The organism is Nonomuraea sp. NPDC049646 (assembly GCF_044465525.1).
GTDB lineage: Bacteria > Actinomycetota > Actinomycetes > Streptosporangiales > Streptosporangiaceae > Nonomuraea.
Genome location: NZ_JBITLU010000002.1, coordinates 841,843 through 866,877 on the forward strand (window position 1 = coordinate 841,843; position 25,035 = coordinate 866,877).

19 protein-coding genes are annotated in these 25,035 nt (G+C 72.9%); 8 read left to right on the top strand and 11 right to left on the bottom strand.

From position 1 onward, the window contains the following. Nucleotides 1-40: 40 nt before the first annotated feature. A complete protein-coding gene (locus tag ACIBQ8_RS08730) occupies nt 41-538 on the top strand; it encodes a MarR family winged helix-turn-helix transcriptional regulator (protein ID WP_397173626.1) in 498 nt (165 codons plus the stop codon). On the opposite strand, the gene ACIBQ8_RS08735 is transcribed toward ACIBQ8_RS08730, so the two are convergent. Continuing rightward, nucleotides 513-1,742, bottom strand: coding sequence for a cytochrome P450 (locus ACIBQ8_RS08735; RefSeq protein WP_397191598.1), 1,230 nt, complete (start codon nt 1,740-1,742; stop codon nt 513-515). The genes ACIBQ8_RS08730 and ACIBQ8_RS08735 overlap by 26 nt on opposite strands. A gap of 162 nt (nt 1,743-1,904) precedes the next feature. Between ACIBQ8_RS08735 and ACIBQ8_RS08740 the strand changes: the two genes are divergently transcribed. Together ACIBQ8_RS08740 and ACIBQ8_RS08745 are read left to right on the top strand one after the other, a co-directional pair. Then, entirely contained in the window at nt 1,905-3,296 is a 1,392-nt protein-coding gene (locus ACIBQ8_RS08740; protein ID WP_397191599.1) for a tetratricopeptide repeat protein, read from the top strand. Between the two features lie 102 nt (nt 3,297-3,398). Next, nucleotides 3,399-4,223, top strand: a complete 825-nt coding sequence (locus ACIBQ8_RS08745; RefSeq protein WP_397191600.1) for a PIG-L family deacetylase — start codon at nt 3,399-3,401, stop codon at nt 4,221-4,223. A 524-nt stretch (nt 4,224-4,747) separates the two neighbouring features. On the opposite strand, the gene ACIBQ8_RS08750 is transcribed toward ACIBQ8_RS08745, so the two are convergent. Together ACIBQ8_RS08750 and ACIBQ8_RS08755 are read right to left on the bottom strand one after the other, a co-directional pair. Next, nucleotides 4,748-4,903, bottom strand: a complete 156-nt coding sequence (locus ACIBQ8_RS08750) for a hypothetical protein (protein WP_397191601.1) — start codon at nt 4,901-4,903, stop codon at nt 4,748-4,750. 144 nt (nt 4,904-5,047) lie between these two features. Continuing rightward, entirely contained in the window at nt 5,048-5,815 is a 768-nt protein-coding gene (locus ACIBQ8_RS08755; RefSeq protein ID WP_397191602.1) for an NUDIX hydrolase, read from the bottom strand. 364 nt (nt 5,816-6,179) lie between these two features. Here ACIBQ8_RS08755 and ACIBQ8_RS08760 point away from each other — a divergent pair, with 364 nt between their 5' ends. Continuing rightward, nucleotides 6,180-6,899 carry a DUF6082 family protein gene (locus ACIBQ8_RS08760; RefSeq protein WP_397191603.1) on the top strand — a complete coding sequence of 240 codons (720 nt, stop codon included), beginning with the start codon at nt 6,180-6,182 and terminating at the stop codon, nt 6,897-6,899. 118 nt (nt 6,900-7,017) lie between these two features. Here ACIBQ8_RS08760 and ACIBQ8_RS08765 read toward each other — a convergent pair whose 3' ends face one another. Both ACIBQ8_RS08765 and ACIBQ8_RS08770 read right to left on the bottom strand, forming a co-directional pair. Then, nucleotides 7,018-7,863 carry a GNAT family N-acetyltransferase gene (locus ACIBQ8_RS08765; RefSeq protein WP_397191604.1) on the bottom strand — a complete coding sequence of 282 codons (846 nt, stop codon included), beginning with the start codon at nt 7,861-7,863 and terminating at the stop codon, nt 7,018-7,020. Nucleotides 7,864-7,929: 66 nt separating this feature from the next. Then, on the bottom strand, nt 7,930-8,430 hold the full coding sequence (locus tag ACIBQ8_RS08770) for a winged helix-turn-helix transcriptional regulator (RefSeq protein ID WP_397173618.1): 501 nt from the start codon (nt 8,428-8,430) through the stop codon (nt 7,930-7,932). Between the two features lie 174 nt (nt 8,431-8,604). Here ACIBQ8_RS08770 and ACIBQ8_RS08775 point away from each other — a divergent pair, with 174 nt between their 5' ends. Continuing rightward, nucleotides 8,605-9,417, top strand: coding sequence for an SDR family NAD(P)-dependent oxidoreductase (locus ACIBQ8_RS08775; RefSeq protein WP_397191605.1), 813 nt, complete (start codon nt 8,605-8,607; stop codon nt 9,415-9,417). A gap of 190 nt (nt 9,418-9,607) precedes the next feature. On the opposite strand, the gene ACIBQ8_RS08780 is transcribed toward ACIBQ8_RS08775, so the two are convergent. Then, a complete protein-coding gene (locus ACIBQ8_RS08780) occupies nt 9,608-10,198 on the bottom strand; it encodes a hypothetical protein (RefSeq protein ID WP_397173614.1) in 591 nt (196 codons plus the stop codon). 1,345 nt (nt 10,199-11,543) lie between these two features. On the opposite strand from ACIBQ8_RS08780, the gene ACIBQ8_RS08785 reads away from it, so the two are divergent. The 3 genes from ACIBQ8_RS08785 (at nt 11,544) to ACIBQ8_RS08795 (ending at nt 13,603) form a co-directional block, all read left to right on the top strand. Next, entirely contained in the window at nt 11,544-11,861 is a 318-nt protein-coding gene (locus ACIBQ8_RS08785) for an ArsR/SmtB family transcription factor (RefSeq protein WP_397191606.1), read from the top strand. Continuing rightward, nucleotides 11,858-12,433, top strand: a complete 576-nt coding sequence (locus ACIBQ8_RS08790; RefSeq protein ID WP_397173610.1) for an SRPBCC family protein — start codon at nt 11,858-11,860, stop codon at nt 12,431-12,433. The genes ACIBQ8_RS08785 and ACIBQ8_RS08790 overlap by 4 nt, the downstream gene beginning before the upstream one ends. Nucleotides 12,434-12,646: 213 nt before the next feature. Beyond that, complete coding sequence (locus ACIBQ8_RS08795) at nt 12,647-13,603, top strand: carbohydrate kinase (protein WP_397191607.1); 957 nt, start codon at nt 12,647-12,649, stop codon at nt 13,601-13,603. Between the two features lie 221 nt (nt 13,604-13,824). Here the strand turns inward: ACIBQ8_RS08795 and ACIBQ8_RS08800 are convergent, their stop codons facing one another. From ACIBQ8_RS08800 to ACIBQ8_RS08820, 5 genes are all read right to left on the bottom strand, one after another. Continuing rightward, the gene (locus tag ACIBQ8_RS08800; RefSeq protein ID WP_397191608.1) at nt 13,825-16,407 is read right to left on the bottom strand and encodes a glycosyl hydrolase 2 galactose-binding domain-containing protein; all 2,583 of its coding nucleotides are present in this window, start codon (nt 16,405-16,407) and stop codon (nt 13,825-13,827) included. A 21-nt stretch (nt 16,408-16,428) separates the two neighbouring features. Next, complete coding sequence (locus ACIBQ8_RS08805; RefSeq protein WP_397191609.1) at nt 16,429-17,985, bottom strand: beta-N-acetylhexosaminidase; 1,557 nt, start codon at nt 17,983-17,985, stop codon at nt 16,429-16,431. Between the two features lie 61 nt (nt 17,986-18,046). Beyond that, nucleotides 18,047-22,135 carry a TIGR02680 family protein gene (locus ACIBQ8_RS08810; RefSeq protein ID WP_397191610.1) on the bottom strand — a complete coding sequence of 1,363 codons (4,089 nt, stop codon included), beginning with the start codon at nt 22,133-22,135 and terminating at the stop codon, nt 18,047-18,049. Continuing rightward, nucleotides 22,132-23,343 (bottom strand): TIGR02678 family protein, encoded by a 1,212-nt coding sequence (locus ACIBQ8_RS08815; protein WP_397191611.1) that lies wholly within the window; start codon nt 23,341-23,343, stop codon nt 22,132-22,134. The genes ACIBQ8_RS08810 and ACIBQ8_RS08815 overlap by 4 nt, the downstream gene beginning before the upstream one ends. Further along, nucleotides 23,340-24,947: a TIGR02677 family protein gene (locus ACIBQ8_RS08820; protein ID WP_397191612.1), complete on the bottom strand. Its 1,608-nt coding sequence runs from the start codon at nt 24,945-24,947 to the stop codon at nt 23,340-23,342. Before ACIBQ8_RS08820 ends, ACIBQ8_RS08815 begins: the two co-directional genes overlap by 4 nt. Between the last annotated feature and the right edge of the window lie 88 nt (nt 24,948-25,035).

Sequence of the window (25,035 nt, forward strand, 5' to 3'; positions counted from 1 at the left end):
GCTCGTGAAGATTGTTAGGGACCGAATATACTTTCCTGCCATGACGGGACACCACACGTTGCGCCAGACCGAGGAGGCCATCGGCCAGCGGCTGGGCGGCCTCAACATCGACTTCGAGGCCATGTGGGCGGTGTCGAACGTCTACCGCGCCTCCTCCGCCATCCGCAACCATCTGGAGCAGACCGTCCTGCGCGACACCGGCCTGACCTGGACGGGGTTCGTGGTGATGTGGGTGGTGTGGATCTGGGGCGAGAGCGAGACCCGCCACGTCGCCGCCGAGGCGGGCATCTCCAAGGGCACGCTCACGGGCGTGGTCAAGACCCTGGAGTCCTACCGGCACCTGCGGCGCTTCCCGCACCCCACGGACGGCCGCCGGGTCATGCTGGCGCTCACCGCGACCGGCGAGCGGCTGATGCGCGAGCTGTTCCCGGAGTTCAACCGGCAGGAGGCGTTCGTGGTCAAGGAGCTCGACAGCGATCAGCGGCGCGAGCTGGCCGGCTCGCTCAGGCGCGTCATGGAGCACCTGGAGAGCATCTGACCGGCAGCTCCTTGATGCCGTTGACGAAGTTCGAGCGGATCCGGCGCACCTGGCCGGCCAGCTCGATCGACGACAGGCGGGGCAGCAGCTCCTCGAACAGCACCCGTATCTCCAGCCTGGCCAGCGCGCCGCCGAGGCAGTAGTGCGGGCCGCCCCGGCCGAACGTCAGGTGCTCGTCGGCGTCCCGGCCCACGTCGAACCGGTACGGGTCGGGGAAGACGCGCTCGTCCCTGTTGCCCGAGGCGTACCACATGACGACCTTGTCGCCGGCGGCGACGCGGCGGCCGTGCAGGGTGACGTCGCGGGTGGCGGTGCGGCGGAAGTGGTAGACGGGCGAGGCCCAGCGCAGGAACTCGTCCACGGCCCGGGGCAGCAGCGCCGGGTCGGCGCGCAGCCGGTCGAGCTGGGCGGGGTGCTCCATGAGGGCGAGCATGGCGTGCGAGAGGGCGTGCCGGGTCGTCTCGTTCCCGGCCACGACCAGCAGCAGGAAGTAGTTGTCGAAGTCGCGGTCCGACAGCGGCAGGCCGTCCACGGGCTCCTGGTTGACGAGCCTGCTCACCAGGTCCGTGCCGGGGCCGCCGCGGCGGCGGGCGGCCAGCTCGCGGCCGTACTCGAAGACCTCCAGGGAGGCCGGGCTGCGGAAGGGCAGGTCCTTGAACTCCTCGCTCTCGCGCAGCCGCTCGGGATCGGTGTTCTCGATGATCTGGTTGCCCCAGTCGATGAGCCGCCGGGTGTCGGGCACGTCGAGCATGCGGGCCAGCACGTTGATCGGAAAGTCGGCGGCGACCTCCTTGACGAAGTCGAACTCGCCCTTGGGCAGGGCGGCGTCCAGGGTGGTGGCGGTCAGGCCGCGCAGGAACACCTCGTAGCCGGCCACCGTCCTGGCCGAGAAGTCGCGCAGCAGCAGCCGCCGCAGCGCGTGGTGGCGGGGGCCGTCGGTCTCCAGCAGGGAACGGCGGATCGCGGCCTGCCGCTCGTCCACCTCCTCCAGGTTGGTGAAGCCTTCTGAGGTGAACGTCTCGGGGTCGCGGCCGACGGCGACGATGTCGGCGTGCCTGGTGACCGCCCAGAAGCCCTTGCCGTGCCCGTGCTCGTCCTGCCAGTGGACGGGCGACTGCTCGCGCAGCACGTCGAACATGCGCCACGGGGTCACTCCGTCGGTGAACCGGCCGGGGTCGGCGAGGTCGACGTCTGCCAGGCGCATGGCTCTCCTTCACCCTTGTTCGGTCACAAACATTACGGCTGGCGACTTATTCCGACAAGGCTGGTTGCGGGGTCGTACGGGAGCGAATGAGATCTGCCCGGTCGGCGCGCTGGGCGCGCCGACGCCCTGAGCCGCCGCCGGTCGCGCGGTTACAGTGACCGGGTGACCACCGACCAGCACGGCCTGGCCATGACCGGCGCGAGCGCCGCCGCCGCGCGCCACTACGACCGGGCGATCGACGAGCTGCTGCACTTCCGGGCCGAGGTCGACGCCGAGACGGCCGCCGCGCTGGCCGACTCCCCCGGCTTCCCGATGGGCAACGTGCTGGCCGCCTACCTCGACCTGCTGACCACCGAGGCGGCCGGCGCCCGTGCCGCGCGGGCCCGGTTCGCCTCCTTCCGCCGCCGGACCGACGAGTCGTCGCTGCTGCCGCGCGAGCGCGCCCACGTGGCGGCCGTCCAGGCGCTGCTCGACGGCGACCTGACCGCCTGCGGCGCGCTGCTCGCCGAGATCGCCGTCGCCCACCCGCGCGACGCGCTGGCCCTGGCCGCCGGGCACCAGCTCGACTTCCTCACCGGCGACGCCCGCTCGCTGCGCGACCGGATCGGCGGCGCGCTCACCGCCTGGCACGAGGACGACCGGCACTTCGGCCACCTGCTCGGCATGTACGCCTTCGGCCTGGAGGAGGCCGGCCACTACGACCGCTCGGAGCAGGTCGGCCTGCGCGCCGTCGAGCTGAACCCGCGCGACGTGTGGGGCATCCACGCCGTCGTGCACACCTACGAGATGCAGGGCCGCTTCGGCGAGGGCGTGCGCTACCTCGACGCCCGCCTGGACGACTGGTCCACCGGCACCTTCTTCAACGTCCACACCTGGTGGCACTACGCCCTCTACGCCCTGGAGAGCGGCGACACACGGCGGGCGCTGGAGGTGCACGACGCCGCGCTCGCCGGCGGGCGCACGTCCATGGAGCTGCTGGACGCCGCCGCGCTGCTCTGGCGGTTCCTGCTGGAGGGCTCCGACCAGCACGAACGCTGGCAGGCCCTGGCCGACGCGTGGCCGCCGCTGGTGGCCGAGCCGTTCTACGCCTTCAACGACGTGCACGCGGTCATGTCGTACGTGGGGGCCGGGCGGATCGGGGAGGCGGAGAAGCTGATCGCCTCGCGGGAGGCGTACACGCTGGAGTGCCGTCCGGGGGTCACCAACGTCGCGATGACGCTGCGGGTGGGGTTGCCGGTGTGCCGGGCCCTGGTGGCGTACGGGCGGGGCGACTTCGCGGCGGTGGTCGACCTGCTGCACCCGATCAGGCACCGGGTCGGCGAGTTCGGCGGCAGCCACGCCCAGCGGGACGCCGTGCAGAAGACGCTGCTGGAGGCGGCGCTGCGGGGCGGGCGGCACGAGCTGGCGCGGGTTCTGGTGAGCGAGCGCATCGGCGTGCGGCCGTGCAGCCCGTTCAACTGGCTCAAGCAGGCGGCGGTGGCCGACGGGCTGGGCGACCGCGCGGCCGCCGCCGTCGCCCGCGCGAAGGCCGCGACGCTGATCGCCGGCGCCTGACGCCGCCGCTCGTCCCGCCCCTTCTGTCCGCTCTCCGCGGACGCGATGATCGCCGCGGACGCGCGGCCGGAAGTGTCGTGCGCGCCGAGTAGGGTTCCCTTCATGGATCGGGAACTCACCTTGATGGTCGTCCACGCCCACCCCGACGACGAGTGCCTGAGCACCGGCGGCGTCCTCGCCCGCTACACCGACGAGGGCATCCGCACCGTGCTGGTCACCTGCACCAACGGCGAGCAGGGTGACGACACCGGCGGCGTCAAACCGGGCGAGGAGGGTCACGACGCCGCCAGGGTGGCCGAGCGGCGGCTGGCCGAGCTGCGCGAGTCCGTCGCGCACCTGGGCATCGACCACCTGGAGCTGCTCGGCTACCGCGACTCCGGCATGGACGGCTGGGACACCAACCACCACCCCGACGCGTTCGCCAACGTGCCGGTCGAGGTGGCCGCCGCCAGGCTGGGCGAGCTGATGGAGCGCTACCGCCCGCAGGTGGTCGTCACCTACGACGAGACCGGCGGCGGCGGTTACGGCCACCCCGACCACGTGCAGGCCCACCGCATCACGGTGGCCGCCGTCGAGGCGACCGGCATCCCCGACAAGTTCTACTACACGGCGATCCCCCGGGCGGCGATCAAGCGCATGTTCGAGCTGATGCGCGACAGCGGCGTCGACCTGGGCGGCTTCGAGCCGTCCGACGACTTCGGCACCCCCGACGAGCGGGTCGACGCCGTCGTCGACGTCACCCCCTACGTCGAGCGCAAGCTCAAGGCCCTCAAGGCCCACGAGAGCCAGGGCGAGAACATCTTCCTCCTCCGCATGCCCGAGGAGGCCCAGCAGCAGGCGTTCTCCCACGAGGCCTTCGAACGCAAGCTGAACAAGGTCAACGCCCCCGACCACGAGGAAGACCTCTTCACTGGCCTCCGCCCCTGACCTCACCCCTCCCGCCGGGCCGGCCCCGCCCACGACTCCGACGACGTCCGGTCCGGCGGTGACGTTCAACGACTGCGAGATCGCGGCTTTCACTGACGGCGCCGGGCGGGGCGGGTTCCCTGTGTGGTGCGGCATGACGGGCGACCCGGGACGGTGGGAGCAGCCGGAGCTGCTCGTGGACCAGTGCGGCCAAGGCCGGACATCCCGACAGCCGTTCCGGTGCAGCACCCGGTTCCGGTCAGGCGACCGGATACGGGCCGACGGCGCGGGTGGCCGGCTCGCCCGGTGCTGCCGAGACATCACGCGATCTCACGAGCTCCGCCTCCCGGGAGCGGTCGCGAGGCGGAGCACGCGCGACAGAGTGAGCGTGTTGTCCCTACCTGGTTGCGACACGACTGCTGTCCGCGGACTGACTGTGGGCGACAGGGCCCGGACGACCATGCATCGGCCGGGGCCTTCCTGCCTCAACGCGATCGGCGCCTCTCATGCTGCAGCCCGTTGCAGCTCTCGTGCTGCCCGTGGAGTCAGCTGCTCTTCGGGGGCCTGCCCCCTTTGCGGGTGCGGCGCTCCGACAACTCCCTCTCGACGGCGTCGAGTTCGGCGACCTCCTCGGGGGTGCCGTGCTCGCGGATGTGGTCGAGCAGGCGTGCTGAGTGGTTGGTGCCGAGCCGCCTTGTCATGGTGTCGTACGCGTCCCACATGCGACAGGGGACGCGCGGGTATGCGACCTCCGTCGCCTGGCCGCGCTGGACTGGTTCGTCCAGCGCGGCCTCACCGCGATGCGCGACCGAGGCGCCCCGGCGACACCTGAAGCGGGGCGGCGACTACATCCTGTCGGGGACATCGCTCAGACGCGATGCCTCCATGTACCGGCGGATGACCGGCTCCAGGTAATCCGCGTGCGGGCCGTCCAGGTTCGCGAGCTCAGTCGGGGAGCGCACCAGCCCGATCCGGTCCAGCTCAGGGACACGCCTAAGGGCGCGTTCGGCGGCGGTCATGGCCTCGAACCGCTGACGCAGTACCGCCGCAGGCTGCGGCGGGGCAAGGAAGGTCAGGCCGATGCTCTTGTTCTCCCCGCGGGTGACAACCAACAGGCGCAGTTCGGCCGGCGACAGAACGACACCGGTCTCCTCAGCCAGCTCACGGGCGGCATGGCCACGTACGGCAGCCTCATCGAGCCCCTCGTGGTGCTCAGGCGGCTCCACGGCCCCGCCAGGTAGCTGCCACCGTCCTGGAGCAGCCGTGGATGACGACATTCGCGCCACCAGAACACGCCCGTCGTCGGCCGGCTGCACCACGTTCACGAACAACGACGGCAAGATCACGGCGCCGGGTACCTGGCGCAACGCATGGTGACGGTAGGTCACCCGTGCCCAGGAGAGAAAGAGACCACGCGGTCCCTCCCACGCCCAATCCGCACACGCCACCACAGGGCCGTCGAACAAGCTCGGATTGGCCTTCACCGACTCGTCCCATATGCAGTCCCTGGCCAATTCCTGCTCGGGCGAGGGCGCCGGCGCCTCGACCTCCACCAGACGCAGCCGGCGAACATCGAAGAGTTCAACACTCTCGGGACGCAGTGTTTCGGCCACCGCCCCATCGTAGGACCGAGCATGGCAGAGGCGCTGGAAGCGCGGTACGACGCAGCCTGAGCCGGTGGCGCGGTCATCGTGGTGCGGCCAAGAAGTGGCATGATCCCGCGAGAACGATCTGATTCACCTGCGGAATCCGCTGCGCTCAGCAGCCCCCTCGGCCTTGCTGTGGCCGCGATCATCGGCATCGGCTCCCTCATCAGGGTTCGGCGTCGCGAAGGCGACGCCGGCCCGAGCAGCGTGCCCGTACCGACCAACGCTCACCTCCATCAGCCGGCCGCCCGCGCCCGCGTGCTGACGGCTGTAATGCCAGCGGGGCAGGAGTTGATGAACCCAACGAAGAGATCTTGGGAAGGCGGGAGTCATGGCCGGCACCATCGTGAAGTGGATCGGCGGCGTCGTGGCGGGGCTCGCCACGGTGGTGATGCTCCTGGTATGGCCGTTCGCACTCAACGAGGTCGCCGGAATGACGGGCGTCAAATGGGCCTCACTCGCCGACATCGGCGAAGCCTACGGCTCCGCCGTCGCGCTGCTGACCGCGGCCTCTCTCCTGGTGCTGGCCGTGTCTGTGGCATTCCAAGTGCGGGCAGCCCGAATCTCCGCGGATGCGACCGCGCGCATGCTTCACCTGGAGCTGATGCACTTCGTGATGGAGGACCCATCCCTAGTACAGGTGGAAGGCATCCAATGGGACGGGACGGCCCAGAGATCCGAGCATCTACGGCAGTGGGTGTACGCCAACATGCAGCTCGCGCACTTTCGCACGATGTACGACCTCAAGGAGCAGACGGCAGCAGAGCTGCGAATGCAGATGGCTGCCAGATTCACGTCGAGGATCGGTCGGCAGCATTGGGAGTCCAACCGCACGTGGTACCGGGCAGGTGCGCGCCGTCGGCATGACCGCCAGTTCTGCGACATCGTCGACGAGGAGTACGAGAAGGCTGTCCGGGCGGGTGAGGCGACGGCTGAACGCTATCGTGCGAGTCGTGGCGGATTGCGCCGGGAACTCGTGGTGGGCGGGGCGATGCTGACGGCGCTGGCGGCCGGCGTCCTTCTTGGGAGGGGGCGGAGCGGCCGTGTCTGATCTGCGACGAGTCGGCGGCGCGGTCACTCACGAGCCGAGGCCGCGCTGCTCCACTCCGCCCCGCCGGGTAGAGGTCGGTGGCCACAGGTGTCGGGCGGCTGTGACCAGCGTCTGGCGTTCAGGGGTTGATGGGGTGTTCGGTGAAGTGGCCGCAGGGGCGGAAGCCCAGGCGGCGGTAGACGGGCTCGCCGTCGGCTGACGCCTGCAGGACCGCGATGCGATGGTCTCGGTCGCGGGCCGCATGGAGTGCCGCGAGGGTGATGGCGCCTCCGTAGCCTCGACGGCGGTGGGTGGCCAGGGTGGAGATGTTGTAGATGCCGGCGACGCCCGCGTGATGGAACACTTCGGCGGAACAGACCGGACGGCCGTCCACGTAGCCGACCAGATACCGGGCCGGACAGTGCGCGGCCAGTGCCTGTGGGGCTGCCTGGGCGAAGAAGCGGCGGACGGTGTCGGCGGGCGGGTCCCAGTTCGCGGCCAGAACCGTGGCGTAGTCGGCGAGCTGTTCGGGCGTGGCGACCGTTCGGATGTCCAGTCCTTCGACGGCGGGCGGCGGCAGGGTGCCGTCCAGCTCTGCCCACATCGCCGTCTCGCGTTCGGACGGCGGCAGACCGGCCGCCGTCAGGCGGGCACCGAGATCCGGCGGTGTCGAGGCGGGCCCCACCCACCAGGAGAAACGGCGGCCGGTGCGAGCGGACGTCCGAACGGTCTCGCCGATGCGGGCCGCGGCGTCGGCGACGGTGAAGCGGGCCGCGGCGACGATGTTGAAGGTGTCGTCGTCCAGGCCGCTGTCGGCGACCAGGAGGTCATCGGTCTCCGTGACGGCCGCACCGGTCATGCTCCGGTGCAGGTGACAGGCGTGTTCGGCCAGGTTCCGCTCCATCCTGTCCAGCAGGTCGGCGTCAACGAGTGAATGAGCGTTCATAGGGATCGATCCCAGCATGATTTCGGGTGCAGGTCGCATGGGTTTTTGAGCCGTCCGTCCGGCGGGGGTTCCGGCTGTCGGGCTGAGGCGTCCGGCAGCGGGACGTCACCGCGGGCCGGCGGGTTCCGGGCGGTTCTTGCGTGCGGCCTTGAGTGCCTCGGGGAAGCCGGGGCCGTGGACGACGTGGACCTGCCGGAGGTCGGTGACCTCACCGCAGGTGCCGCAGGTGGTCTGCTCGGTGACGGCCCCGCCGCAACCGGTGTGCCGGTACAGGATGGGCGGACCGTCGGGCGCCGCCCAGCGATCACCCCACTGCGTCAGCGCGATGATCACGGGCGCCAGGTCGAGCCCCTTCGGGGTCGCGGCATAGCCGCCGCGGTCGGGCTGCTCCTTGCTCGATCGCCGTTCCAGGACGCCCGCCTCGACCAGGCTGTCCAGGCGTTTGGCCAGGATGTTGGTCGCGATGCCGAGGCGCTGGAAGTCGGCGAACCGGGTCGCCCCGGCGAACAGCACGTCACGCACGATCAGCAGGCTCCATCGCTCGCCGATGACCTCCAGTGCCCTGGCGGCCGAGCACACCTGCGTGTCGTAGGTCTTGCCGAGCATGGCGACCTCACCTCCCAGAGGAGCACTTGCGTGATGCAAGACTACCCCTCTAGTGTCGCTTGCATCACGCAAGCGCGCTCTCGAACGGCGGACGGCTCCATGGCCGCGCCCACGGCGTGACCAGCGAGCCCGCTTGTCCGTCCGTCCGGGACAAAGATCATGTGGAGGTCACTGATGAGTGGATTGCTGCTCAAGGACAAGAACGCCGTGCTCTACGGAGGCGGCGGCGCCATCGGCGGCGCCATCGCGCGGGTTTTCGCCAGGGAGGGCGCGCGGGTCTTCATCGCCGGGCGGACGCAGGCGAAGCTCGACGCCGTGGCGCGTGACATCGCCGCCGCGGGCGGAACGGTCGAGACCGCGCTGGTGGACGTGCTCGACCAGGAGGCGGTCGACAAGCACGCCGACGCGGTCGCGGCGACGGCCGGCGGCATCGACATCGCCGTGAACGCCGTGAGTGTCCAGCACGACCAGGGGACTACGCTGGCTGACTTGTCGCTGGAGGAGTTCATGCGGCCGATCGACGGCTTCTTGCGGACGCTGTTCATCACCAGCAAGGCTGTGGCCCGGCACATGGGGGGCGAGCGTCCCGGCGTGATCCTGACGCTGTCGGAGCCGGGCGCCAAGCTGGCCGTCGGCGGCATCCTGGGGCACGCCGTGAGCGCGGCCGGCAAGGAGGCGTTCTCCCGGGTGCTGGCCGCGGAGCTGGCGCCGGCCAACGTCCGGGTCATCGGCATCCGTCCCCACGCCGTCGTGGACGCACCGGCAGCCGGTTCCTACACCAAGGAGCTCTTCGAGCAGGCCGCGGCGGCAGCCGGACAGTCCGTCCAGGAGATGCTCGACGGCGGGGCGATGGCGCAGGGGACGCTGCTCAAGAGGCTGCCGACGCTCTCCGAGATCGCGGAGACGGCCGCGTTCCTGGCGTCGGATCGAGCGGGGGCCATGACCGGGACGATCGCCAACCTGACCAGCGGCGCGATCGTCGACTGAGTTCAGGTCCGCCAGGACGTCCGCCGGGCGGCGCGCGCAGCGGGGTCACGCCGTCGCTTCTCGGCACCACCGCCGGCTGGGCGTTCCAGGCGATCACGAGCCCGCTTTCCGGTCCGAGACGGGAAGTGCCCGGCGCTCTTGGACGACGTCCTGGGCGGGGCCGGCGTCACGACGGTGCTCGCCGGTGTCCCTAGAGGCCCGCGATGTCGATCGCCCGGTCGAGGTACATCTCGGTGCCTCCGGGCCAGAAGCGCTCGTAGAGGAGATATTCCAGGGGGTCCCGCTGCTCGTCCGTCAGGAATTCGCGGGCGGCCCTGGGGTGGTTGGCCAGGGCGGCCATGACGGCCGCCATGGGGTCGCGTTCGTCCAGGGGGATGGCGCACATCGGCCGTGAGTCCGGACGGAGGTTCCGCCAGTACGGAGACGCGGGAGGCTGGCTTCGTTCGTAGTCGTAGACCTTGAAGGCGAGGTCGCGCAGAAATACGTCGGCGAAACAGCCGTATCGCAACAATTGCCCGAGCGCGAAACCGGTTTCCGGGTCGTCGAGGTTTTCGAGCAGACGGTGGACGTAAGGGGTCGAGATCCTGGCCGCGCCGGGTGCGCGCGAAGCGGTGCCGAGAAGCGTGCTCAGCGCCCTGGCCAGCCGGTCGAGGCTGGTGGACTGGATGGCATGCGCGCGGCGCAGACCAGCCAGAAGGCTCTTGAGCTGGCGCGGCGGCATCACGGCGGCGAACGCCACGGCGAAGTCGGGGTCGTTTCGGCGCTTTTCGAGTTCGGCCAAATCGTGGGAATCGATGGCGCCCTTCTTCCCCTCCGCTCCGCAGAACGACTGGACGAAGGCATCGTAACCACAAGAATGATCGGACAGCGCTGCCCCACTTTTCCCGATAAAAACGAAAAGTCGGGCAGACAATCTCCTCTATACACCCCCTCTCAGGACAAATCGTTCGCCAGCGCCGCACATCACGAAGAGATAACATTAGCGAGCCCACGGACGGACACGAAAAAACCACACGCCCGACCGGAATCCCGCCCCTCCCCCAACCACCGAGGCAGGACGCCCGCCACCAACCTCTCCCCTCATCGAACCGGACAGCGGCGCACGACCGTTCTCGCGCGAGCTTTCGAGCGAGGCAACACAGCCAGAGACCTCGCAAGCCGCCACGAATTACGCAGCGCTTGAAGGTCATGCCTGTCGAACCCGTGTTGCCGAGGAGAACACCCGGCGCACACCCTCAGCCATTCGGGACATCCCGCTCGACGGCTATGTCAGCGAGCGCCCCTTCTCGGGCGAGATGATTCACTGACGCGACACAGCCATGGATCCCACGAGCCGCGACGAGTTCCCCGGCGCACGGAGGCCATAGACAGCAGCCTCGGCCGGACAGCTTCCGGCAGGGAAGTCTTCCGCCTCTCCGTCGACGAGATCCGCCGGGTCGGTGTCCACCTGATGAAACGTCGGCTCCACGACTCGATGCCGGTCCAGGAGACCACCGACGGCGATCCGACGCTCGACGAGCCCAGGCGCAAGTGGACCCACGCCCCGGAGGGCCCCTCCCCTAGGTGGTGCCCTCCGCCACGCTGCCGGCGACCAGGCCAATGCGCACCCGGCCTCCGGCGGCCCGGCCGAGGAGATCGAACGCCTGCGAGCCGAGCCCGGCGACGGCGATATCGCGATCGGCAGCGCACCCCTCGCCACCCCAGGCGACCCACCCGGAGCTGAGGGACGAGCACCGCGCAAGGGCCCACTCGCGGCTGACCGACGAGCACTGGGCCAGGAGCCACCCGCGGCAAAAGGACGAACACCGCACCAGAGATTCACCCAGCGCCGATCGGCAGCGCACCCCTCGCCACCCCAGGCGACCCACCCGAGACTGAGAGACGAGCACCGCGCCAAGGGTCCATCCGGCGCTGATCAGCGCGGCATCCCGTTCTTTCCCCGGGACGAGCGTCAGGTGGGCTTCAAGCGCGTCAAGACCCGGCGCCTTCGATTCGCCAGTCGTCCACCTCCGCCAGCACTCGTCCAGGGCGGCATCGGCGCTACCACCGGGAGACGCGACTCGCCGAGGGGTCGTCGACAGCGTGTATTCCTTGACAGGCATATACGTGAAGGGGAATATGAAGGCATGCCCGTCGACGCGTTCTCCGTGCTCTCCGAGCCGACCCGGCGTCGGATCCTCGATCGGCTCCGGGTGGCCGAGAGCAGTGTGAACGAGCTGGTCGAGGCGCTCGATGTCAGCCAGCCCACGGTGTCCAAGCAGCTGAAGGTGCTGAGGGAGGCCGGGTTCGTCACCTGCCGTACCGAGGCGCAGCGGCGGATCTACCGCATCCATGCCGGCCCCTTCCGGGCGCTGGACGACTGGCTCCAGCCGTACCGGGCCCTGTGGGACACGCATCTCGACGCGCTTGAGCGCCATCTCGACAACAACCTGGAGCAGTCATGACCCCAGACGCGTACCGCCCGAGCCCGCCGGCCCAGGTCGGCAGCGAGGTGACGGAAGGTCGCTGGACCCTCGTCTTCGTCCGTGACCTGCGGCATCCGCCGGAGAAGGTGTGGCGGGCGCTGACCGAGCCCGGCCAGCTCGCGGCGTGGGCGCCGTACACCGCCGACCGCGACCTTTCCGAGGCCGGTGGCGCGACGCTCACGATGATCGACGACGAGAAGCCTCAGGACCTGGTGGCCGAGGTCGTCCGCGTCCAGCCGCCGACGCTGCTGGAGCACACGTTCGGCACCGACCTGCTGCGCTGGGAACTGGCGGCGACCGGCGGCGGCACGCGGCTGACGCTACGGCACACCGTCCTGGACCGCGACCTGCTGCCGAAGGTGGCGGCCGGGTGGCACCTGTGCCTCGACGTGGCCGACCGGCTGCTCGAAGGGCGACCGATCCCGCCGATCCGGGGTGCGGCGGCGGTCGGGTTCGGCTGGTCGGAGCTGAACGACCGGTACGCCCAGCAGCTCGACGTCCCGAACACCGGCCTGCCCGGCCACCTGAAGGACGGGAACCAGAGCTCCTGACGGGTCCCGGCACCACGCCGGGCGCGGCCCCGGAGCCGGCGGGGCGCGGAGCCGACGCGGGCACGGAACCGACGCGGGCACGGAACCGACGCGGGCACGGAACCGACGCGGGCACGGAAGGCCGCCGGGCTGCGATGATGAGCTCCCATCCGGAGACGTCGATGCCACCCGGGGCGTACGGCATCGGCGGCGCGCGCCAGGAAGGCAGGCTCGATGATCGCTGTTCTGGGCGAGTGCGTCGCCGACGGCTTCACCACCGCGGCAGGCAGCGCGGCAGGCGGGGCGGCAGGCGGGGCGGGGCAGGGTGAGCTCGGGTTGCGGGTGCTGCCGGGCGGCGGCCCGGCCAACACCGCGGTGGCGCTGGCCAGGCTCGGCACGCCCGCCCGCTTCCTCGGACGCATCTCCGGCGACGTGTTCGGCGCGCTGTTCCGTGAACATCTGGCGTCCTCGGGCGTGGATCTGTCGGCGGCCGTCGAGGCCGCGGAGCCGAGCACGCTCTCGGTCGCCGCGCTCGACGGCGGCGGCCAGGCCGCCTACACCTTCTACGCGGGCGGCACCGCCGACTGGCAGTGGAGCCCGGACGAGCTGGTCCCGGCCCGGCTCGGCCCGGCCGTCTGCCTGCACACCGGGTCGTTGGCGCTGGTCAGGGAGCCGGGCCGGGCGGCGGTCGAGGAGTTCGCGCGCGCGGCCGCCGCCCGGGCCACGGTCTCGGTCGATCCCAACGTGCGGCCCACTCTCGCCGCCCGCGAGGACTACCGGGTCGAGCGCTGGTGCCGGTGGGCCGACCTGCTCAAGCTCAGCGAGGACGACCTGCGCTTCCTGATGCCCGGCGTGCCGGTGCAACGCGCCTGCGACACCTGGCACGCCGCCGGGGCCCGGCTCGTCGTGGTGACCCGCGGGGCGGCGGGCGCGCTGGTGTCCCTCGACGGCGAACGGGCGGAGGTGCGGGCGCCGGAGGTCGACGTCGTGGACACGGTCGGCGCCGGCGACTCCTTCACCGCCGGGCTGCTGCACGACCTGGGCGCGCGCGGACTGCTCGGCGGCCGGCTCGACGGCCTCGACCTGGACACCGCCGTGGCCGCCGCGTCGTTCGCGGCCCGGGTGTCGGCGCTGACGTGCTCGGTGGCGGGCGCGAACCCGCCCTGGGCCGACGCGCTGGCAACCCCCTGACCACCGCCCCGCGCGAGCCCCGCCGCCCCGCGCGGGATCCCGCCCGGGGCACCGGGCCCCGCGGCCAAGGAGCCGGGGTCAAAGAACCGGGGTCAAAGAACCGGGGTCAAAGAGCCGGGGTCAAAGAGCCGGGGTCAAAGAGCCGGGGTCAAAGAGCCCGGGGGCCGAGAAGGCGGGGTCGAGGGGGTGGGGGTCCAGGAGGCGGAGGTCCAGGACGCGGGTCAGGTGAGGGGGATGGTTGTGGTGGGGACGTTGTAGCCGCGTACCCGGAGTGCCGGCTGATGGCCGCCGAGGTCGCTCGTTCGGTACGTGGCCGTGATGGTCGTGCTCTCCCCCGGCCACAGCGTGACGTAGTTGTCGGTGTAGGTCACCGGTACGACCTCGCGCCCGTCCGCGACCACCTCCGGCCGTACGAGGAAGGCCAGGCCGGACGGGTTGCGCAGGGTGATCGTGACGGTCTCGGTCCCGGCGGAGACGGCGCGGACGCCGGTGGCGGCGACGTCGGCGGCGGGCAGGGCGTTCAGGCCGGTGAGGTCGGCGTAGGTCTTCGGCGTGGTGCGGTACCAGTTGCTCTTGTTGCCGAGCGTGTCGGGCGCGGTGGAGTACCAATAGACGTTGTCGCTGACCTTCGCGCCGGCGGCGTCCTTGAGCTGGAGCCTGATGAGGTACGTCCGCGACAGCCCGGTCAGCGCCGGGATCGTCAGCACCTGGACGCCGGCGTTGGCCGTGGCGGTGACGGGGGCCGAGGCGGTGTACTGCTGGGCCAGGTCCGGCAGGTTGTGCACGGAGACCGTGGCGGTCAGCCCGGACCGCGTGGTGAGGGTCGAGTTGATCACGTGGACGGCCCGGGTCAGGTAGTCGTAGGCGATGTGCACGGGTTCGGTGGCCTTCTTGGTGCCGAAGTAGCCGCCGCCGGGCTTGAGGTAGTAGTCGTAGAGGTTCCAGTGGACCGACGGCCAGGCGTTGTTCAGCATCCAGAAGATCGAGCCGAACGAGCGCACGTGCTGCCTGGCGCTCCACGCCTCGAAGAAGGCGCGGGCGTTCTCGTAGTTCTGCGCCTCGGACTTGCGGGACTGGTCGGCGGCGGAGGCGGGCGTGCCGTAGCGCTTGGCCAGGCCGGTGCTGTAGGGGGCGATGGTGTCGAACACGCTGCCCGGCTTGCCGGCGTGGTAGTTGTACGCCGTGCCGATGGGCCACACGTCGGCGGGCGCGAGGAAGCGTTGCAGCGTCTCCAGGGGCGGCGGCGACTCGGTGCCCTCCTCTCCCGTGCTGCCGTACGCGCCGCCGCTCTTGCTCTCGTCCCACCACAGCACCGGCGGCTCCCACACGTAGGGGCCGTCCATCTTCATGCCGGCGTCGGCGTTGGACCAGGTGGCGACGTTGTCCAGGGTGGGGTTCTGCCAGTGCAGGGCGGCGGCCACGCTCTTGTACGCGGCCAGGTGCGCGGCCGTCGGCGGCTGGTCGCTGCCGTAGGTCCACAGGAACACCGAGGCGTGGTGGCGCAGCGAGCGGAGCTGGCTGTCCAGCGAGGCGCGGGCGACCTGTTCCTGCTCGGCGGTCCAGGCGCTGTCGTCCTCCCAGGCGCTGCAGCAGACGAACCCCGGCATGACCAGGATGCCCGCCTTGTCGGCCATGTCGTACAGTTCCTCGTTGCCGAGGGTGCCCTCCAGCCTGATGGTGTTCAGGCCCATGTCCTTGACGTAGGCGATGTGGGCGGCGTTCGTCCTGGTGTCCCAGCGCTGCATCAGGTCCCACACGTACCCGCCGCCGCGCAGCAGGATCGGCCGGCCGTTGATCTTGTATCCGGCGAACGAGGTGCCGTTGACGGTGGTGCGGTAATCGGTGACCTGGCGGATGCCGAAGTCGATGGTCTTGCTGTCGGAGGCGCCCGCGGCGACCGTCAGGCGGTACAGCTCGGGGCTGCCGAACTGGTACGGCCACCACAGCACCGGATCGCTCACGTGCAGGGGCGCGAAGGCGATCTCCCTGCGCTCGCGGGCGGCCAGCGTGACGGCCTGGGAGAAGGTGAGGTCGGGCCGGCCCGCCTTGGTGATCGTGCCGCTGACCGTGGTGGTGACGGGGGCGTTCGTGGCGTTGACGGCGTCCACGTAGACGGCCAGGTCGGCGGCGGCGCCGGACAGGGTGGTCCGCACGTACGGGACGCGCAGGGCCACCGGGCCCGTGGTGTCCAGCAGGGTCGTGTTCCAGATGCCCGCGTTCATGTCGGGGGCCTCGGGGTTCCAGTCGACCGTGCAGGTGGACAGGTCCTTGCAGTCGTGGCGCGGCGGGGTGACCTTGACGGCCAGCGCGTTGGCCGCGCCGGGCCGGATCGCGGCGGTGGCGTCGTACTCGTGGCCGACGAACGTGCCCACGGCCGCGGCGTCGAGCTGCACGCCGTTCAGCCAGATCTGGGCGCGGTAGCTGAGGCCCTTGAAACGCAGCCAGTACACCTGGCCGGGGGCCGTGGCCGGGGCGGTGAACTCGCCGCGGAACCACCAGTCCTGGGTGGTCAGGTCGGGCACGTTCTTGAGGTTCTGGCCGAAGTAGACGTCCTGGTAGACGCCGTCGGCGACCAGCCCGGCCAGGACGGTCGAGGGCAGGGTGACCGGGTGCCAGCCGGTGGTGGCGTACCCGGGCGTGGAGATCACCGCGCCGGTGTCGGCGAGGCCGGTGGCCGGGCGCAGCGCCCAGCCCGAGGCCAGCTCGGTCGAACCGGCCGCCGCGACGGCGCTGCCGGCGCTCACCACCCCCGAGGCGAGCAGCAGGACGAGCACGGCCAGGACGCATCTGATCGATCGTGACATGCGCAGCTCCTGAGGGGGCTCCTACGAACCGGAGGGCCAGGCGATCTGGGTGGAGCGGTAGTAGGCGATCCCCATGACGCGCCAGCGCGGGCCCTGCGCGCCCAGCCGCTGCCGGAACGCGGTCCAGTCGTGCGTGGCGGAAGGGGACCAGCCCAGTTCGGCGAGCGCGGGCAGGCGGGGGAAGGCCATGTAGTCGATGTCGGCCGACGTCCTGAGCGTCTCGGTCCACAGCGGCGCCTCGACGCCGAGCACCTGCTCGGGCGGGAGCCTTCTGAGGTAGGCGCCGGGGTCCCAGCCGTAGGCGTCCTTGACCTCGATCGTGCCCGCCCACGTCTGGCCGAGCGGGGTGCGCCGGTTGTACTTCATGTCCAGGTACGCGCGGCCGGCCGGGGACATGACGACCTTCCGGCCCGCCGTCGAGACCGCCGTCTCCGTGGGGTCGCTGCCCCAGTACTGGACGACCGTGGAGGGCAGCGGAGTGGCGTTGACGACGTCGTGCCAGCCGATCACGGTCTTGCCGTGGGCGGCCACGATGCCCTGCGCCCGGTCCACGAACGTCCGGTAGTCGGCCGGCGTGGTGGAGGACGCCTCGTCCCCGCCGATGTGCAGGTACGGGCCGGGGGTGAGCGCGGCCAGCTCGCCGATCACCTGGTCCACGAAGGTGTAGGTGATCTCCTTGGACGTGCACAGCGAGCTGAACCCGACGTCCGTGCCGGTGTAGCGCGGCGGGGCGACGCCGTCGCAGGTGAGCTCGCCGTAGGAGGCGAGGGCGGCGTTGGTGTGCCCCGGCATGTCGATCTCCGGGATCACGGTGATGTTCCGGGCGGCGGCGTAGGCGACGATCTCCTGATACTGGGCCTTGGTGTAGAAGCCGCCGGGGTCGCCGCCGACCGCCGTGCCGCCGCCGTAGGAGGCCAGCCGGGGCCAGGAGTCGATCGCGATGCGCCAGCCCTGGTCGTCGGACAGGTGCAGGTGCAGGCGGTTGATCTTGTAGAGCGCGATCTGGTCGAGGTACCGCTCGACCGCGTCCACCGGGAAGAAGTGCCTGGCCACGTCGAGCATCGCGCCCCGCCAGGGGTAGCGCGGCCGGTCCACGACCCGCCCGCCCGGCACCGGCCAGGGGCCGGGCTGCACCGTGCCGGCCTCGGCGGCGTACGGCAGCAGTTGCCGGAGCGTCTGCACGCCGTTGAACAGCCCGGCGGCCTGGTTGGCCAGCACGACGATCCCGGCGGCGGTCACGTCGAGCTGGTAGGCATCCTCCCCGCCGGCCACCGTGCCGAGCCGCAGCGCGATCCCGTCCGCCGGCGGGGCGGTGACGATCGGGATCGGGTAGCCGGTCGAGCGCCGCAACCGCCCGGCGAGCTGCTCGCCCACCTCGGGCGCTTCGGAGTACACGGCCGTCGCGGCGCTGATCTGGTACGTCACCCCCGCCGCCGGGACCGCGCTCACCGGAGCGGGCACGATCGCGCCGAAGGCGACGGCGGCCGCCGCCGCGGCACTGGGCGAGACGGTCACCGAGGCAGGGACCGACAGGGCGAGCAGGGTCGTCAGCACGACCGCAGCGGTGCGGATCTTCATGACCGCCTCCCGAGGGTTGCCCCCACCATACGGACGCGATCGCTGGTGGTAAAGAACCTTTCTAATCAAGGGTCTCAGTGGCGACGGTCCGGTAGCCGTTCCACACGAAGCGGGCCGTGGTCACTGCGTCGTCGCCGTCGCCGGTGATGAGCTGGTGGATGGCGATGCCGTCCAGCTCGCGGTATTCGCACCACTCGTGGTCGGAGGTGAGCACGAGGTCGAGCCCGAGGTTCACCAGCAGGTCGAAGACCTGGCCGCGGTTGGCCCGGTCGACGCCCACGAACACCTCGTCCAGCAGGATGAACCGGGGGCAGCCGGGGTCGGTGCGGTAGTGGGCGGCCACGGCGGCGAACAGCGGCAGGTGCAGGGCGATGGCCTTCTCGCCGCCGGACAGGGCGCCGTGCAGCTTCCTGGTCAGGTCCTGCCAGCCCTGGCCGTCGCCGCGGTCGAGGCGGACCACGAACCGGTGCCAGGACGTGTAGTCGAGCACCTTCATGAGCTGGTCCTCCCAGCCGGCCGAGGAGTTGTCGGCGCGCGCCTCCTCGACGCGGTCCCGGAAGAAGGCGTACAGGGCCTCGCGGTCGGCCTCGCTCAGCCCGGCCGGGTCGCGCAGCAGCAGCTCGCGGGCCGCGCGGGTGGCCGGTGACTGGCCGGGATCGACCTGCCACACCAGGCGCACCGCGACCCCCGAGGCCGTGCGGACGCGTTCGAGCCGCTGGTTCATGCCCTCGACCAGCGCGGCGGCCTGGCGGATGCGGTCGGCCAGGTGCCGCCGCGTGTCACCGGCGAGCGTGCGGTCGAACAGGTCGCGCTCGGCCTCGGTGATGTCGCCGCGCCGCTCGTCGCGCTCGCCGCACAGCGCCCTGCCCAGCGCCGTCGCGCCCGCCCGCACGCCGCCGGCGACGGCGGTCAGCACCTGGACGTCCTCGTCGGGGGCCAGCTCCAGCTCGGCGCGGCCGGCCAGGACCTCCCTGGCGTGGTGGAAGGCGTCCCGCAGGCGGGCCTCGGCCTCCCTGACGGTCCGCCGGTCGTGCGGCACCGCCGCGAGCCGCGCGGCCACGTCCCCGGCCGCCTCCAGCACCGCGCGCACCCCGGCGTCGGGGGCGAGCAGCGCCTGGGAGCCGGACGGCAGGCCGGCGTCGGCGGCCAGGTGGCCGGCCAGCAGACGGCGCAGGCGTTCGCAGACCGCCTCGCGGACGCGCCCGGCCTCGGCGTGCTTCTCCTCGGCCCGGCCCAGCTCGCCCCTGAGCCGGCCGAGGCGGGCGTTGAGCCGGGCCGTGTCGTCGTGGATCGTCCGGATCAGGCGGCGGCAGCCCTGGTGGGCGGTCTGGGCGTCCTGGAGCCGGTCGAGGAGGTCGAGGTCTTGGCCGCCGGCCGCGGGCTCGACGGCGGCCAGCTTCTCGGCCAGCACGACGGCCGCGTCGGCCGCCTCCTCGGCCCGTTCCATCGCGCGGACGGCCAGGTCCTGGTACTCGCGGGCGGTCTCGGCCGCCTGGCCGGCGCGTTCCCTGGCCGCGCGGGCGTCGCCGCGCCGGTCGTGCCAGACGGCGCCGGTGGTCTCGGCGGCGCGAAGGGCTGCCTCCAGCCGGTCGAGCGCGGGCCGGGCGGCGGGCAGGGCGTGCCGGGCGGCCAGCTCGGTGAGCCGGCGCAGCGACCTGCCCACCTCCTTCTCGCGCTCGTGCAGGCGCTGCTCGTGCGCCCGGAGCTGGTCCTCCAGCAGGGCGACCTTGCCGACGGCCGCGTCCAGCGCCCGCGCGGCGCCGTCGTACGGCCTCCTGTCGGGACGCCGCCGAAGCTCGGCCGCGAGCGTGTCGCGGTCGCCGGCCAGCACCCTGAACAGGTGGTCGCACTCGGCGATCGTGCCGGCCAGGTCGGAGAGCCGGTCGTCCAGCTCGGCGACGCGGCGGCGCAGGGCGCGCTCGCGGGCGGCGTCGCCGATGTAGGAGGGCTCCGGCTTGACCCAGCGCCCGGCGGCCGGGCCGAGCCGCCAGGTGCCGTCGGCGCCGACGGCCGCCGGGTGGTCGAGGCCGAGCGCCGTGGGGGCGAAGGCGACGCCCGCGAGCACCCGCTCGGCCGAGACGGGCGCGCCCGGCTGGGCGGACAGCACGGCGGCCAGGCTCTGGCCGGGCGCGGGCCGGGCCAGGGCGGAGGCGGCGAAGGCGTCGTGCTCGCCGGGGTCCATGCCGCCGTCGGGCAGCAGCCACAGGTCGAGCAGGCCCGAGGCTTCGAGCGCCGCCTCGATGCCCGCCTGGGTGACCGGGTCGACGCCGGAGCGGAAGGCCAGCGCCCGCCACAGCGGCATGCCGGGCCGTCCGGATCGGGAGGCGGGGCGGGCGGGCGAGGGGGGCGGCTCCAGGGCGGTCCGGTCGGCCAGGCGTTCGCGTTCGCGGGCCAGCTCGGCGCGTTCGGCGTGCAGCCGGTCGCGCAGGCCGGTCAGGTGGTGCTCGCGGGCGGCCAGCCGGACCGCGGCCGCCGTACGGGCCGCGCCGACCAGCTCGTCGGCCTGGTCGGACCGGTCGGCCAGGCCCGCCAGCTCCTCGGGGTCGAGCCGGAGGTGCACGCAGCCGCGGGCCCACTCCTCCAGGGCGGCGGCCAGGTCGCGGGCGCGCTCGTCGCGGGTCGCGCCGGCCTGGTCGTGGGCGGCGGTCGCGGCCGCCAGGTCGTCGCGGACGCGGTCGCGGTCGTGCTCGGCGGTGGTGCGGCGGCCGATCGCCTCCTCGTGCTCGGCGGCCGCCGCCGCGACCTCGCGGATCTGGCCGGCGCGGCTGGTGACGGCGGCGCGCAGCAGCTCGCGGGCGCGGCGCACGGACTCCTCGCCGTCGTCCCCCCGCTCCCCCTCGCCGGGGGCGCCGGGCTGCGCGCCGCCGGGGTCGGGAACCGGGCGTTCGCACTCCAGGTGGACCGAGAGCAGCCCGGCGCGTTCGGCGGCCCGGCGGGCCTCGCCGCGGGCGCGGTCGGCCAGGCCGGTGGCGGCGCGGGCGACGGCCGCCGCGCGCAGCGACAGCTCCTGCCTGGCCGACGCGCCGCGGGCCGCCGTCCCGGCCTGGTCGCGCAGCCGGGCCGCCGACTCGTGCGCCTCGCGCGCCTGCGTGCGCAGCCGGTGCAGGTCGTGCCCGGACCGGTACGCCTGGCTCTCCTTCAGCCCGTCGATCTGCGCGGCCAGGGCCAGCTCCTGCGCCTCCTCCTCCGACAGCCGGACGGCCGCGGCGGCCAGCTCGTCGCCGGCCTGCTTGAGCGCCTCCCGTCCGGCCTTGACCTCGGCGGCGAGGGCGTCGACGGCCTGCCCGGCGGACAGGGCCGCGGCGGCGGCCGCGCGCAGCACCCTCTGGGCGTAGCCGCGCTGGACGTCGGCCAGCCGGTCGGCCTCCTGCACGTCGCGGTCGAGCAGGCGCAGCTCCTCGCGCCGCCGGTCGAGCCGCTCGAACCCGCCCGCGATCTCGTGGATCTCGCCCTCGCCGAGCGGCGGCAGGGCGCTGGACAGCAGGTCGGACAGCAGGCCGGGATCGAGGCGTTCGGACAGCTTGGGGGTGCGGAGCTGGCGCAGCGCGGTGAGCAGGCAGTCGTAGCGCTGCTCGTTGAGCGCGCTGTAGAGGGTGCCGCGCACGACGGCGCGGTAGGCGTCGGCGGACTCGTGGACCGTCCCGGCCTGGCCCAGCTCGTCGGCGAGCTGGGCCCTGGTCAGCGGCTGGCCGCCGTCGCCGGTGAGCCGGACGCCGCCGGGCAGGCCGACGCGGGAGCCGGTGGTGAAGTAGGCGGCGGTGACGTTCTTGGTGTGGGCGGTGGCCTGGAGGCGGGCGCCGCAGGTGAACCAGCGGCCGTCGGCGTGCTGGAACTCCAGCCAGACGTAGCCGACGCGGGTGACGCCGCTCGCGCCCTCGCCCATGAGGTTCCAGTGCATGGTCCGCTCGGTGCCGCCGAACGTGGACAGCCTGCTGGGTTTGAGACTGGCGTCCAGCACGTACGGCAGCAGCAGTTCGAGCACCTTGGACTTGCCGCTGCCGTTGGGCCCGCGCAGCAGCAGCCGGCCCCGGTGGAACTCGAACACCTCGTCGTGGTAGCGCCACACGTTGAGGATTCCGGCGCGTACGGGGATCCAGCGCCGGTCCATGCCGGGGGCGGTGCGGGCGGGCGTGAGCTCGGTGACGGTCATGCGTCCTCCGTGTCGGCCGTGTCGGCCGTGTCGGCCGGGCCGCGATCGACCCGGTAGCGGGCTCCGGCGGGCAGGGCGGCCACCCGGTCCCCGGTACGGCGGCACAGCCCGAACATGGCGAGCACCGCCAGCGCGTCGGCGGCCAGGCGCGGCGCGCCGCCGTCCGACTGGTAGGCCCTGGCCCACTGGGGGAAGCGCCGCAGCAGCTCGGCGGCCTCCTCGTCGAGGCGTCCTGCGGGCAGCGGACCGGCGGTGACCAGCAGGTCGAGCAGGAGCAGGGCGGCGACCTTGGCGGGGGCGCCGTCGTCGGGGAACCTGGTGTCGGTGGCGGTGGCCTCGGTGTCGACGAGCAGCAGCCCCTCGGCGCGCTCCTCCAGCACGAACCCGGCCTCCTCGGCGGCCCTGCGGATCATCCGGCGGCCGGTGAGCGAGGCGGCGTAGGCGGCCTGGGCGGGGGTCAGCTCGTCGAGGTAGACGACGGGCTCGTCGAGCAGGCGGCGGATGACGGAGTGGCGGGCCCACAGGGCGCGCTGGGTCTGCGTGGGCTCGTCGCCGCCGTACCGGGCCTCGACGGTGAGCGCCGCGAGGGGAGCCGCGGGGGCGCCGGGCAGGCGGGAGGGCGGGACGGGGGCGGCCAGAAGCGTGATCACGCGGGTGGTGTCCACGCGGTAGAGCACCTTGGCGTCCTCGTCGCCGAGGTAGGCGTCGGTCGTGCCGTCGGTGGCGGTGATCGCGCCGTGCCGTTCGAGCAGCTTGAGCGCGTCGACGAAGGCGGCCCGCTCGTCGGCGCCGACCGGGTCGAACGGCGGCACGCCGGTCTCGACCGCCGCCGCCCGCGCCACCCGTCCGGCCAGCATGCCGATCGTGGTGACCGGCGCGGCGAGCAGTTCGGCCGCGCACAGGCACAGCAGCGTGTAGCGGCGGCGGTCGAACGGCGGGCCGCCGGCGCGGCGGCGGGCCGGGCGGGTGGCCGTCGGCCGCGACCCGACCTTGACCAGGCGGGCATAGCCCTCGCGAGGCTCCACGACCAGCCGCCAGCCGCAGAAGTAGTCGAACCACCGGGTCAGCGGCTCCCGCCGTTTCCTGATCACCGCGAAGGCGGCGGGCTCGTCGTCCGCCGTCAGGAAGGGCCGGGCGAGGAGGGTCCTGATCGCGCGGGCGATCTCCTCCTTCTCCGCCCTGACGAGCTGGTTGGCCAGGCTGCTCATGCCCCTTCGGCCCTCCCGTGGTCGCGGGCGCCCGGGGCGCGCACGTCGAGCAGGTAGTCGGGGCCGCGGAACCAGCCCTCGGAGGTGCGCAGCACCGCGACCGCGCCGTCGCCGGGGGCCCGCAGCACGACCTCGACCCGGCCGTCGGAGGTTACGGCCCGGCGCAGCCCGGTGGCGTCGGGACGGGCGGCCAGGGCCCGGCCCAGCAGGTCGAGCAGCCGGCCGAGGGTGTCGTGGTCGAGCGCGCCGAGCTGGGACAGCCGGACCGAGCCGGTGGCGGCCAGCGCCTGCCAGGCGGTCTCCAGCCCGGCGTGCTCCCTCTCGGCGCGGGCGCGGCGCTCGGCGCGCAGGGCGGCCACGTCGCGCACCCGCCCGGTACGGCCCATGCGCTCGGTCCTGCCCCGCGAGCGCAGCAGCGCCGAGACGGCCACCGGCCCGGCCTCCGCCCAGGGCGTGCCGGCCGGGACGAGCTCGGCGTCGGCGTGCCCGAGGTGGGCGTGCCGGGCGGGGCCGAGGCCGAAGGCGGCGTCCCAGAGGCGGTGGGCGTCGTCCTCGCCGGGCGCGGTGGCGAACCAGCGGGCCAGCGCGCGGAAGTCGGCGGCGGCGCCGGAGGCGGGGCGGCGGGCGGCGGTGACGCGGTCGAGCAGCCCGAGCAGCGTGACGATGGCCTCGCCCGCGATCTCCCGCAGCCGCCGCAGGCGGGGGCCGCCGCCGCCGTCGGCACCGCCGTCGAGGTCGGGGGCCGGGACGAGGCCGGGGTCGAACCACTGGCGCAGCTCGGCCCAGGCGGCGGCGCGGGCCGCCAGCCACGGCGTGGCCAGGTCGGCGCCGGCGATCCGGGGCAGGTCGGCGCCGGCCAGGGCCCTGGTGTGCAGGACGCCGACGCCCCGCCCGGCCACGCCGCGCAACGCCCGCGCCACCGTCTCGCCGCGCTGCTCCAGCCCGGTCACGAGCTCCTGGAGGTAGGCCACCGTGGCCGCCTCGGCCTCGTGGAACGTGCCAACGCCGGCGCCGTCGGCGCGCAGCAGCCGCCGCAGCTCGCCGTTGAGCCGCACGGTGTCGCGGCGCAGCCCGTCGAGGTGGCACTCCAGCTCTCGCAGGCAGGTGAACACCCTCCGGTCGCGGCCGGGGTCGGGGTCGGCCAGCAGCGCCTCCAGCTCCTCCAGCCGGTCGGCGAGGGCGTCGAGCACGGCGGTGTGCAGGGCGGTGTGGAGCGCGCCCCCCGAGGCCGGTGTCGCCGGGGCCAGCGTCGCCGACGCCTGCCGCAGCCCGGCGTGGGCGGCCTCGCCCTGGGCGGTCAGGGCGTAGCGCAGGTTCCTGCGCTCGTACTCCTCGGCGGTCGCGAAGCCGGCGGCGTGGTCGAAGACGACCTCGACCAGTCCCCAGCCGGCGAGCTGCCGGAGCGCGCCGGTGAGGTCGTGGTCGGCGACGGGGGCGTACCAGCCGCGGGCGCGCAGCCGGTCGCGGACCTCGCCGGCGGTCAGCGCGGGTTCCAGGCGCTCGGCGGCGGCGCCGAGGACGTCGAGGAGGGCCGTGTGCAGATCCGCCCGCTCAGTGGTGGCGAACCGGAACATCTCCGGCGGCACTCGTGGCAGTTCCGCCATCGCGCCGTTCTCCCCTCTCGCCGCGGTTTCACCGGAGCCACCGTAGTGGCAGAGACGGGCGGCGCGGGGGCCGGTTTGCGAGCAGATG